The 12,461-nt window shown below is 59.2% G+C and carries 9 protein-coding genes; 6 read left to right on the forward strand and 3 right to left on the reverse strand.

Features of this window, described 5'->3' with window-relative positions; all coding sequences use genetic code 11:
* The first annotated feature begins 17 nt into the window (after positions 1 to 17).
* A complete protein-coding gene (locus QEH57_RS15190; RefSeq protein WP_309007610.1) occupies positions 18 to 2,324 on the forward strand; it encodes a carboxy terminal-processing peptidase in 2,307 nt (768 codons plus the stop codon).
* Between the two features lie 126 nt (positions 2,325 to 2,450).
* Here QEH57_RS15190 and QEH57_RS15195 read toward each other — a convergent pair whose 3' ends face one another.
* The 3 genes from QEH57_RS15195 to queF all read right to left on the reverse strand — a co-directional run bounded on the left by QEH57_RS15195 (position 2,451) and on the right by queF (position 4,135).
* Positions 2,451 to 2,726 (reverse strand): helix-turn-helix transcriptional regulator, encoded by a 276-nt coding sequence (locus tag QEH57_RS15195; protein WP_309007611.1) that lies wholly within the window; start codon positions 2,724 to 2,726, stop codon positions 2,451 to 2,453.
* Between the two features lie 232 nt (positions 2,727 to 2,958).
* Positions 2,959 to 3,741: a hypothetical protein gene (locus tag QEH57_RS15200; protein WP_309007612.1), complete on the reverse strand. Its 783-nt coding sequence runs from the start codon at positions 3,739 to 3,741 to the stop codon at positions 2,959 to 2,961.
* 13 nt (positions 3,742 to 3,754) lie between these two features.
* Positions 3,755 to 4,135, reverse strand: coding sequence for a preQ(1) synthase (gene queF / locus QEH57_RS15205; protein WP_309007613.1), 381 nt, complete (start codon positions 4,133 to 4,135; stop codon positions 3,755 to 3,757).
* 144 nt (positions 4,136 to 4,279) lie between these two features.
* Between queF and QEH57_RS15210 the strand changes: the two genes are divergently transcribed.
* The 5 genes from QEH57_RS15210 to QEH57_RS15230 all read left to right on the forward strand — a co-directional run bounded on the left by QEH57_RS15210 (position 4,280) and on the right by QEH57_RS15230 (position 12,377).
* Positions 4,280 to 6,055: a DUF255 domain-containing protein gene (locus tag QEH57_RS15210; protein ID WP_309007614.1), complete on the forward strand. Its 1,776-nt coding sequence runs from the start codon at positions 4,280 to 4,282 to the stop codon at positions 6,053 to 6,055.
* Between the two features lie 163 nt (positions 6,056 to 6,218).
* The gene (locus QEH57_RS15215) at positions 6,219 to 7,442 is read left to right on the forward strand and encodes a TonB family protein (RefSeq protein WP_309007615.1); all 1,224 of its coding nucleotides are present in this window, start codon (positions 6,219 to 6,221) and stop codon (positions 7,440 to 7,442) included.
* Between the two features lie 96 nt (positions 7,443 to 7,538).
* On the forward strand, positions 7,539 to 8,435 hold the full coding sequence (locus tag QEH57_RS15220; RefSeq protein WP_309007616.1) for a sugar phosphate nucleotidyltransferase: 897 nt from the start codon (positions 7,539 to 7,541) through the stop codon (positions 8,433 to 8,435).
* Between the two features lie 607 nt (positions 8,436 to 9,042).
* Positions 9,043 to 9,537 (forward strand): DUF4240 domain-containing protein, encoded by a 495-nt coding sequence (locus QEH57_RS15225; protein ID WP_309007617.1) that lies wholly within the window; start codon positions 9,043 to 9,045, stop codon positions 9,535 to 9,537.
* Between the two features lie 530 nt (positions 9,538 to 10,067).
* The gene (locus QEH57_RS15230) at positions 10,068 to 12,377 is read left to right on the forward strand and encodes a TonB-dependent receptor (RefSeq protein WP_309007618.1); all 2,310 of its coding nucleotides are present in this window, start codon (positions 10,068 to 10,070) and stop codon (positions 12,375 to 12,377) included.
* The last annotated feature ends 84 nt before the right edge of the window (positions 12,378 to 12,461 follow it).

Genomic DNA, 12,461 nt, shown 5'->3' on the forward strand with positions numbered 1-12,461 from the left:
ACTCTAACCAGAACCCTATGATTAAGCGCTTTACCGCCGCAGCAGCTTTGCTCGGCCTCGCCATCGTACCTTTCAGCTACTCCGTCACCGCACTGGACGAAGTAACAACTGGAGAGCTCCCCAAGCTGGAGAGCACTCCCCTCATGCAGAACGAGGCCCGGCTCATCGTGGAAATGCTCGAGACCATGCACTTCGAGAGCGCCGAGATTTCCAACGAAACCTTCGCCGAGCTCATCACCCACTTCATGGAGGCTCTCGACTACAACAAGCTCTACTTCCTCGGCGAACACGAGAAGAGCTTCAAGGAAAAGTACGGCGACGCCCTCGGATTCAAGCTCCGCTACCAAGGCGAGCTGGAGGCAGCCTTCGACGTCTATACGCTCTTTCGCGACCGCGTCATCTCCCGCGTCGACTGGGTCCTCCAACAGCTCGAGAAGGACTGGTCCTTCGACGAGGACGAATACTTCATCTACGACCGCAGCGAAAGCCCTTGGCCTACCAGCGAAGCGGAAGCCGACGAGCTCTGGCGCCTGCGCATCAAGTACGAGCTCCTCCAGGAGATCCTCAACGACAAGACCCAGGAAGAGGCCAAGGAACGCATCACCAAACGCTACAAGCGCGTGCTGCGCAGCCTCTACGAATCGGGCTCGAAGGACGTGCAGGAGATCTTCCTCACCAGCTTGACCAAGATGTTCGACCCCCACTCCAGCTTCCTGTCTTCGGACACCTTGGAAGACTTCAATATCAGCATGCGCCTCAAGCTCATCGGCATCGGCGCCATGCTCAGCGAAGAGGACGGCTACTGCGTCATCCGCGAACTCGTGCCCGGCGCTCCCGCCATTCGCAGCAAGAAGCTCAAGCCAAACGACCGCATCGTGGCAGTTGCCCAGGAAGGCGAAGAGCCCGTCGATATCATCGGCATGGGCCTACGAAAAATCGTCGACCAGATCCGCGGCGAGAAGGGTTCGAAAGTCACCCTGACCATCATCCCCGCCGACGCCACCGACGACTCCGTGCGCGAAGACGTCGTCATCGTCCGCGACGAGGTTCACATCAATTCCAGCCGCGCCACCGGCAAAATCTTCGAAGTTCCCGATGCCAACGGCAACGTCAGCCCCATCGGCGTGATCGACATCCCGACCTTCTACGGCGGCGACGAATACGTGGAGAACGGCCAACGCTACACCACCAGCGTCACCGCTGACGTCGAAGAACTCGTGCTCAAGATGAAAGCTGCCGGCGTGCAAGGCATCGTGCTCGACCTGCGCCGCAACGGCGGCGGCCTGCTCGACGAGGCCATCAAGATGACGGGACTCTTCATCCGCCGCGGCCCCGTCGTTCAAGTACGGGAAAAAAGCGGCTACGTCGTCTCCCACATGGACCGCGACCCCAAGGTCGCCTACAGCGGCCCGCTCGCCGTGCTCACCTCGCGCTACAGCGCTTCCGCTTCCGAAATTCTCGCCGGAGCCCTGCAAAACTACGGCCGCTCCATCACCATCGGAAACTCCTCCACCCACGGAAAAGGCACCGTCCAGCAAGTCTTCTCGCTCGACCAGTACGTCCTGCGCAAGGAGCTCGCCAACGATCGGGCCGGAGCTGCCAAGCTGACCATCCGCAAGTTCTACCTGCCGAACGGCTTCTCCACCCAGCGCAAGGGCGTCGTGCCCGACATCCAGCTGCACTCCATGGAGGAAGTCACCGCCGTAGGCGAAGCCGACCTGCCCGAGTCCCTCTCTTGGGACTACATCAAGCCAGTCGCCCGCTTCGTGGAAATGACCCTCAAGAATAGCCTCCTCGAAACGCTCACCATGAACAGCGAGCAAAGGGCCAAAACCCTCGAGGAATTCAGCTTCCTGCAAAAGCGTCTGGACTGGTTCGCAGAACGCGAGGAACGCAAGCAGATCTCCCTCAATCTCGAACAACGCAAGATCATGATGGAGCAAGACGAGGCCTTCCTCGACGCCATTAAGGCAGAACAACGGCAGCTCGCGGAAAAGAACTACAATTTCACCGAAGTAAAGCTCGACAGCGTCGTCCGCGAAGAAGCCCAACGGAAGCTGGAAGAGGAAGAGTTCGAAGCGGCACAAGCGAGCGCCGAAACTCCCGAAGCCAAAAGCGGCGACGCGGAAGTGGCGGATGCGAACACCGAAGCAGCCGCCTCCGAAGAGGAAGAAGAAGAGGATCTTCCCGAATTCGACATCCAGCTTCGCGAGACCCTTCGCATCATGACCGAAGCCATCGAGATCGCGCCGAACCCAGTCGATTGGGCCCAACCCGCCCTCCCCATCGCCTCCAAGTCGCGCTTCGAACGCCTGCTCAACTAAGGGCGAAGAACAAACAAAGCTCACGCTTCACCTCATTTCATAACACGCAAAAGCCGCTTCCTCTCGCTAGAGGAAGCGGCTTTTTGCTTGGGATAAAGGAAAGAAACGAAAAAAGGGGGGGAAAGCCTACTCCGGCTTCAACTGCCAATTGTTCGTGAGGGCGCAGACAATCGCCGCATAGCGGTTTTCGATTCCGAGCTTACGGAAGATGCTCTCGCAGTGCTTCTCCACGGTGCGATGGCTGATGCCGAGGATCTTGCCGATATCGCCATTGGTCTTCCCCTCCACGATCCAGAAGAGCACCTGCTTCTCGCGCTTGGTCAGGCGTTCGAGCTGCTCTACGCTCGGTATAGTTCTCGAGCTCGCATCGGAGTCGGTTTCGGACAAATGATTGGATTTCACAGGTTGTTTGATTCCAGTTGTTCCCTCCTTGGCTGTAACAGACGCCTCGAAGGTTCGGTCTCAACGGAAGCAGCTTCCCTGCTAGGCATCGCCTCGACCAAAGTTAGTTGGATGGTTTACGGTGTTTTTACTAAGACCGCTCCTTAACCTGAGTCAATAGTGGATATTTTCCACCCGAAGCTAATCAGGTAATCTACTAGCCGAAGCCATCGCCTCCGACCGAGACCTCAGGCTAGTCCTCCTCCCGTAAGGGAACGCATTCCGAACACACCCCGCCATCCTTCCGATAACGGAAATCGCGCTCCGGATGCGAGATATCGGTCGCCCCGCAAAGCGAGCAGGTATGGAAGGGCTCCGACTCTTGCTTGCGCTTCGCCGCCTTCATGGTCCTGACCCGCTTCTTGGAACGAATCCTCCTCAGGATTTCCGCCCCGAAGAAGATCGGAAAGTTGATAAGCGAAGCGACGAATTCCAGCCTCGTCGCCGCCCCTTCCCTCAGCACGAAAAAGAGAGCGAGCACGAAGGTGAACCAACCCAGCCACTTCATCTTAACCGGCAAAACAAAAAATATGTTCAACTCGATCTCCGGATGCAGGTAGGCGAAAGCTAGGAAGATGGAGGTCAGCAGGAAGTAGCTGGAGAAGGCGTGATACGGAAATACCACTCCGGAAGCGACCACGAACACGATCCCCAGCAGGACGTACAGATTGTAGCGAAAGGCTCCCCAATGCTCCTCCAAAGCGCTGCCCATCATGTGCAGGATCATCAGCGAAAAGAAAATCCAGATGAAACTGAAGGTCTTCGGAATCAGGATGAAGCTGAACGGATTCCAAAAGTACCCGCCTAGGAAATTGACCAACCGGTACTCCATCAGCTCTAGGATTCGAATCGCCGTCTCCGGGGGCGACAGCGACACCATCAGGAAAGTGAGGGCCTGGCCGACCACAATATAGTTCGTCAGCCCACGGATCGCCCAGGATCCGAAGCGCTTCTCAAGCTTGTCTAGAAAACTCATATCTCAGCTACGACTACGCTTCAGCCTTGGGAAATTCGGCAACCGATTCGATGGTAATCCCGCCGCGAGGCTTTTGCACCGTCACCACCTTGCAGCGCTTCGGCGCGATATCCGCCACCACGCGATCGCAGATAACAGCCGCGATCTTCTCCGCAAACATGGCCTTGTCGGCAAAGCCCCACAGGAAAAGCTTCAAGCTCTTGCTCTCGATGCAGAGCGCGTTGGGCACGTACTCGATGGAAACCGTGTAGAGATCCGGCTGCCCTGTGATCGGACAAGAGCTGGTCAGCTCGTCCGAGGTCATCGTCACCTGCGACACCCCTTCAGGAGCCTCGAAGCTGTCTAGCTCCGTAACCGGTTCGCGAACAATTTTCCCTAGGTATTTCGATTCCATAGCCACTCTTCTGCAAAAAGGCCAAACTATCGAAGCCCAACCTGCCAACATCAAGCTTTGCCTGCGCCACTTCCGCTCGCGCGGATCTAATGTTGCAGCAGACAGAGAACTTGCGACCGTCCCGCAGAAACCAATAGTCCCAGCATGCCCCGCTCCCTCAAATCGCTCGCCGGAGCCTTCGCCCTCTTGCTCGCGACCCAGCTGTTCGCCGACTCCGCCTTCTGGACCGCCCACCTCGCGGACAGCGTGCAATGGCGCCGCTGGAACGACGACACCCTGCAAGCCTCCAAAGCCGCGGACCGGCCGCTCTTCTTCTTCGTCGGCCACTACGGCAATAGCCTCGCCCGCTCCATGCTCGGCGAAACCTTCCAAAACAAAACCATCGCCAACACCCTCAACGACACCGCCATCCCCATACTGGTCGACGTCAACGAAGAGCCGGAACTCGCCGCCCTACTCGGACAAATGGCCCTGGAGCACTACTCCGCCAACGAACTGCCCACCTGCCTTTGGACCGACTCCGAACTCGCTCCCCTCAACGGCGGCGGCTACTTCCCACCCACCGACGACTGGGGCGGACAAGGCTTCCTCAGCGTCGCCCGCAACGTAGCCGAGCAATGGAGCAACAACCGCCCAGACTACCTCGCCGCCGCCCGCGAACGCCTGCAAAGGTCCCTCGCGACCCAAGCCCTTCCGCTCGACCGCCCCAGCGCCCTCTCCCAAGTTTTCACTCCCGAAACCTTTTCCATCCGAGAAGCTCCCACCCTCTCCGCCCTCGCTCTCTACAATACCGCCCGCTCCGTCGAGCTCCTACCCAGCGACGAAGCCGATGCAATGCTCGCCGCAATGAGCCAATTCCTCCAGCAGGTCACGCACGGCGCCGGATTCGACAGCATCGAAGGCGGATTCTTCATCGGATCCAACGACCCCAACTGGAAGCTCCCGCTCTTCCAAAAGTCGACGATCGACCAAGGCTACCTGCTGCTCGCCCTTGCCGCACTTCACCCCCGCGATCCAAAACCTGAATACAAGTTCCTTATGGAGCTGACCGCAGGTTTCATCGAGAAAACCCTCACCAAGGAAAACAAACTCGCCCTCCAATACCTTGACAGCTTCTCCGCCGGCGAAACGCCCGACATGCCCGAGGGCAGCTATTACCTCGTCGCCCGCCCCGAGCTAGCCGAGCTCAGCCCTAGCGCCATCGAAGCCTGGGGACTCTCCCCGGAAGGCAACCTTGACGAAAACACCGACGTGCTCGGCATCTACCAGGGCCTAAACGTCCCTTTCGCTCAGTCGCCTGACGTCCTAAGCCACTCCCTGCCAAGCGAGAGAAACGAGCTGCACGCCCTCAGGAAGAAAAAGACTCCACCCTTGTCCGACCAAACGGGATACACCGCCACCAACGCCCTCCTGGCCAGAGCCCTAGCAAAAGCCAGCGAATCCCTCGACGAGGCCAAATACCGCCAGCAGGCGGACAAGCTATTCCAAGCCACCCTCGCCGCCACCTTCGACCCATCCGCCAAAAAGCTCTACAACTCGGACCAGCGAACCCAGCTCGCCAACAGCAACGACTACGCCCAAGCCATCGCAGCCGCCCTCGCCCTAGCCTCCTACGAAAACGGTAGCCACTATTTCGATACAGCAAGAGCGATCTACGAGACTTGGAAACAGGACAACCGCTTCCAGCCGAACCTGCTCGCCCGCCAAATCGGAATCGAGGAACGTTCCTACTCCATCGCTCAAGACAGCCTTTTCGAAAGCCCGCTCGCCCTCTACCTCGAGCATCTCCCCTTCCTGGAAGACGCTCCCGAGCCGCTCCAGCAAGACCTTCTCCAAGCGCTGCCCGGCCTCGTCGTCGAACGCCCCCAATCCGCTCGCTCGCTCCACCGCTGGACCCACGCGCAAGCACCTTCGGACTAGCCGCTCCCCAGGCCCCACCACGCCGCTCCCCGCCGGGACAACACCCCAGCGATTCCGCGGGAGATACTCATTCGCCTTGAGGAGCGTCCACCTCAGGCGTGGGTAATCCCGAGGATCAAGTTTTTGAGCCTTCCGGTCGATTTATTCTGTAAATCTCGATCATATGAAACGCTCACAACACTCAATAGTACTGGGTAGTATTGGCATCCTCGCAGCGTTCGCCCTATCGATCGCCGCGAATGCCGCGACCACCGTCCCTACCCCCCAAAAAACCGTTGCTCCTCACCTGACCGGCGAGCTGAGCGACGCAGCCGGCGAAGTCAGCGTACTCGTCGACATCAATGAATTCGGATACGTAATCGACGCCCAAATCTACGATTCCACCAACTCCGAACTAAACGAAGCCACCCTCGCCGCCATCCACCAATGGACATTCACTCCGGCCCAGGAAGACGGCGTCCCAACCGCCTCCCGCGTGGTGCAGCCTTTCACCTTCAACCGAGGCGCCATCGTGCTCAAGGCCAAGAAAACGCCCGAAGACAGCCTCCCGGTCGCCAGAGTGAAAGCCAAGCCGCAGCTTCCCGACGAACTCAAGCACATCACCGGCGAGGTCATCCTCCAGGCCGAACTCGACGAAAACGGCAAGGTCGCCTCCGTCGCCGTAAACGCTTCCACCCATAGCGAACTGGAAGACGTCGCCGCCGAAGCCCTCAAAAGCTGGAAATTCAGGCCGGCCACCGAAGCGGGAGAAGCCGTCGCCTCCAAGATAATCATCCCCTTCCACTTCAAAGGATCGGGCAAAGCCAAGGTCGTAGCCGCCGCCAAGCGCGCGAAGAACCTCGACCAAGCCCCCTACGCCATCCGCCAAGCAGCCCCCGAACTGCCCCGCGCCCTACGCCACGCCCGCGGCGAAACCACCCTCAAGCTCACCGTCGATTCGCACGGCTTCGTCGCCGACGTCGACGTACTGGAATCCAGCAACCCCGAGCTCACCGCACTCGCCCAAGCAGCCGCCCTGCAGTGGAAATTCAAACCGGCCATCAAGAACGGCAAAGCCATCCCCTCCACCGTCACCCAGCCCTTCTCCTTCAACGGAGGCCTGCTCGCCGCCGACGTTCCCGTCGACACCCTCCCCGTCGTCAAGAAATCCAAAACGCCGAAAATCCCCGAAGCCCTCGCCCTCGTGCAAGGCTACGTAAAGGTAAGGGTCAGCCTCGACGCCACCGGACAGGTGGTCAACGCCTCCTGCGCCACCAGCTCCCACGACGAGCTCGTCGGCCCCACGATCGAAGCCGCCAAGCAATGGAGCTTCCAGCCAGCCGTGCGCGGCGGCCAAAAGGTCCCTTCCTCCATCCTCATCCCCTTCGTTTTCAACGAACAAAGCTGAGAGAACGGATAACCCATTTCCTCCCCCAAGGGGCGGCTCGCCGAGCCGCCCCTTTTCTATTGCCAGACCCTAGCGACAAATCACAAATCTCCTCCCATGCAACCTATCTTGCTCGTACTCGCAGCCGGAATGGGCAGCCGATTCGGCGGCCTCAAGCAAATGGAGCCCGTCGGCCCCAACGGAGAATGGATCCTCGACTACTCCGTGCTCGACGCCTCCCGAGCCGGCTTCGGCAAAATCGTCTTCGTCATCCGCCGCGAGATGGAGGAAGACTTCCGCCGCCTCACCGAGAGCAAGTACTCCAATACCATCGAAATCGCCTACGCCTTCCAGGAGAAGAGCGACACCCCTATCGCCGTGCCCAACATTGCGGACCGCCAAAAGCCTTGGGGAACCGGACACGCCGTCTACGCCGCCCGACAACACCTCGACGCCCCCTTCGCTGTCATCAACGCCGACGACTTCTACGGCGCCGATGCCTTCCAAACCCTAGCCAGCTTCCTCGGCGACAGCGCCCAACAAGCCGAAACCCAAACCTACGGGCTCGTCGGCTACCGCCTCTCCAACACCCTTTCCGAACACGGCACCGTATCCCGCGGCGTCTGCCAAACAGCCGCCGACCACACCCTACTCTCCATCGAGGAACATACCGAGATCGGCTACCGCGGCGACAAGACCATCGCCGCCCGCAACGCAGCCGGCGCCGAGCTCACCCTCTCTCCCGACACCCTCGTTTCGCTCAACTGCTGGGGCTTCCCCGCCGGCTGGGCCGCTCAACTGGAGCCCCTCTTCAAAAGCTTCCTCGAAGAACGCGGCACCGAAGCCAAGTCCGAATTCTACCTGCCCGCCGCCGTCGACCAACTCATCAAACAAGGCGTCGCCCGCACCCTAGCCCTCCCCTGCGACTCCCGTTGGCTCGGAGTCACCTACCGCGAAGACCTCCCCTCCGTCCGCCAAGCCATCGCCGAGCTGCACGCAAGCGGAGCCTACTGAGCCGCACCTCGCCATCTCGCGCTTCGAAAAAGCCGCGAAATCGTCACTCCTTCCGCCGTCCTCCCCCCAGCGCTCCTCTCGCCCCACTCGCGAGGGAGCGCCGCATCCTGCCGTGCGCCTTCCGCCTCACCGCCTAGCAAAGGCCTTCCCTCTCAGGCAGAAAGCCCAGCCCGAAAATTAGCGGCGAACTCCCAAAAATCGAACGAACGCGGCTCGCTTTTTCGGAAAAAACCTGCCACTGTGCCGAAGATCTGGATACCAGATTTCGGAGATACTCCGTCACAGCGACTCGACAAACCATTCAGCCCCTAAATCCGGTGAACACCGTCCGATTTGCAGTCACCCAGGCGCTGGCCTCGGACAAGGCGGATACCATCGTAGTCCGCAGCCCGATCAGCCCTCGGAAGGGCTACTCCACACACCGCCGATCTTCGCTCCCTCGCACGCCCGCGATCTGCTCGCCCTGCTGAACTCCGCCCCCGCCCGTTCCAGCGAAAGCGTAACCGAGAAAAGAACCACGCCCCCTTTCACCCATATCCACAACAGCGGCTAAGCCCCGACAGCTTCGACTTGGCCGCTCGCGTAAATAATCGAAACAACCAATAAAATGTCCGAAGCAAAAAAACAGTTCTGGAAACACCTCGAAGGCCTCAACCCCGAAAACGCCGAAGCCCAATTGAGAAAGCGGCTGCAAAAGCTATCGCCGGAAAAAGTCGCCCACTTCCAGGACCATTTCGACCGCGAAATGGATCGAGCCTACAACTGGGAGCTCTGGGGCGCCGCCTACCTCATCGAAGGCGGATGCTCCGACGACGGCTTTATCGACTTCCGCTACGGACTGATCTCCCGCGGGCGGGAAGCCTTCGAAGCCGCCTTGGAAAATCCAGACAGCATCGCCGATTGGATCAAGGAGGACGATTGCATCCCCAACGAAGCATTCGGATACGTCGCCGCCGAAGTCTACGAAGAGAAAACCGACGACGAAATCCCCTATGTCGACTTCAAGCGCCGCAGCGAACCGAGCGGTGAAAACTGGGACTTCGACGAAGTGACCCTCTGCGCCCAAAGGCTCCCCAAGCTCTGGGCTAAGTACGGCGAATAGGAAGCCTGTCTTAGCAATCTTGTATCGTATCCTATATTCCGATATACATCCCTTCCATTAAAAGATCACATACACTATCGTATCCCCAAATTAGATACGGTTAAAACCCCAAGCGCTGTAGGGAATCGCACGTCCCTACAGCCGCCTGAACAATACCGTATCCCCTGATCAACTACATCCGATTCTCCCTCGAGAATCAGTTCCAGGATCCATCCCAAAGCGGCTCTCTACCCACCTCCCCGCGGCCTTACGCGACCACACGCATTAATAGTTACTAACCCTGATTTAACCTTACTACCTACTGTCTGTAAGGGTCTTAACGTATCCAAGCCTCGCTGTTCTCATAGATATTGACTTTCGACTTATAATTATCACTGTCTCATCCTATGGTTCAATCTACCTTACCCTGCCCCCCGACGAGGACTGCGACCATAAGCCGCATCGCCGCATCGCTACTACTACTTGCGTCCACAAACGCATTTTCCCAGAGCTCAGACTCTGAGGAAGTTTTCGAGCTTCCCGCCTTCGAGGTGAATACCGCCAACGACAAGGGATACCTCGCCGGAAACTCCGTTTCCGCCACCCGTATCGATACACCGATCAAGGACCTGCCCTTCTCGGTAAACGCATTCACCGACCAATTCATAGCCGACACCGGCTCGCGCGATCTGTTCGACGTGGTCAAGTACGCGCCGAGCGTCACCAGCTCCGGACGCGAATTTACCGCTGGCAACACTCGCTTCACCATCCGCGGCTTCGACCAGCTCAGCCCGCAGCGCAACGGCTTCGCCGGCGACCGCTACGTGGATACCGTCAACGTGTCGCGCGTCGAAGTCGTGAAGGGACCGGCCTCCGTGCTCTACGGACAAATCGCTCCCGGCGGCACCGTCAACTATATCACCAAGACACCCCACCCCGAAGCGAGCGCCAAGCTCCACCAGGAGATCGGCACCGACAGCTACCTCCGCTCCGCCATCGACTTCAACCAGCCGCTCATCGACAACACCCTGCTCTTCCGGGTGAACGCCGCATGGGAAAACTACTTCGAAGTCTACGACACCAACGAATCGCAAACCACGGTCATCGCGCCCACGCTCACCTGGCGGCCTAACCGCGACCTGTCGATCACCGTTGACTACCAAGACTTCCGGCGACGCGAGACCCCACCGGTCTTCATGAAGCCAAATATCCGTATCGACACCCGTCGCGACTCGGACCCGGCCCTCAAAGGCGCCGCTACCGGCGAACGCGACGCTCGCGTTGACCGAGGCTTCCTCGCATCCTATCCCTTCCCGGCCGAGTTCAACTACCCTGGAAGCAACGACTACCGCGATACGGATATGGAATCGCTCAACGCCGTCGTCAACTACCGCATCAACGACAAGTGGTCCGCCCGCGCCAACTTCAGCGACAGCGACTACTACGTCGCCAACAAGCTCACAGGCATCGGCGATGCGAACCTTACGCCTCCCACTGGAGTGACCTATACCGCCTTCGCAGCGCAAGTATTGGCAGATCCACTACGGGCTCTCGACGCCTCCACCGCCACCATGACTCGCCGCAAGCGCTTGGAAGAAACCTACGGTTCCACCCAAAGCATGCAGGTCGAGGCTACCGGCAGCTTCTATTTCTCCGGTGGCTACTTCAAGCCCCTCTTCGGCGTCTACAAGTCCGAAGACGAAGGCACCATCCGCCGCCGCGAATCGACAGCGAACCCCGCGGCCAACGTTCCCAACAGCCAGACCGCCCCGAACCAGCACCTCCAGCCCTGGAACCTCAAGGACCCCAGCACCTGGGACTACGCTGCGGACTACGACGAAATGGCCTTGCCGCTCCGTACCCATAACATCACCGACTCCAGCGACAGTGCCATCTACGCAGTCGGCAACTTCAGCCTCATGGAAGAACGGCTCAACCTGGTGGGCGGACTTCGCTACAACACCGCAAAGTCGCGCAACCTCAACTACATGGACAACACTTACGATCCCGTCGACGGCGACTTCAAGGCTTCCAAGACCACTCCGCAATTCGGAGCCGGCTACAAGCTCAACGAAAACGCCATGCTCTACGGTTCCTACAGCGAATCCTTTGTAGTTGCAGAACGGACACTGACCACTCTCGGCGTACCCAGCGGTCCCGCCAAGCCAACCACTGCCACCGGCCTGGAACTCGGCCTCAAGTCGACCGCACTCGACGGACGGCTCACCTCCACCGTGGCCCTCTTCGAGATCGAACAAACCGACCGCATCCTGCGCTACTCCGACCGTACCAGCACCGGCAATACAGCCGTCACTCTCCTGCAAGGCACCAAGGACCGCAGCCGCGGATACGAGTTCGAGATCAACTACACGCCCATCGACAATTGGCAGATCTACTTCAGCTACGCCAATACCGATATCGTCGTTACCGATGCGCCTCCTCCCGTGAGCCCCGCTCCTTACGACCGCAGCATCACCGACCCCGCCTACATCGCCGCCTACACTTCCGCCTACAACGCCGCCATCCTCGGCCAAATCGGAAGCAACCCGGAAGCCACCGTCGACCAACTCTTCAACGTGTGGACCCGCTACGACTTCGTCGACGGAGCCTTGGCTAACTTCTGGATCGGCGGCGGTCTCAACTACACCGGCGAAAAGCAGCAGCGCGTAGACAACCCCTTCCTCTACATGCCTGCCTACACCCTTTTCGACCTGGTAGCCGGCTACGGCTTCTACATGGGCGAAACGAAGGTAGACCTCTCCCTCTCCTGGAAAAACATCAGCGACGAAGAGTACTTCCCCGCCAACCAACAACGCGGCTTGCCCTCCCGTTTCATCCTGGCAGCCGACGTAGCATTCTAATTCGAGTAACAAGAAAGAAGCAGCCAAGCCGCGCCCCTAAAAAGGCGCGGCTTTTCTGGATACAAAGAACGCCGACTTCCCTCT

It is taken from the genome of Pelagicoccus sp. SDUM812005 (assembly GCF_031127875.1).
GTDB lineage: Bacteria > Verrucomicrobiota > Verrucomicrobiia > Opitutales > Opitutaceae > Pelagicoccus.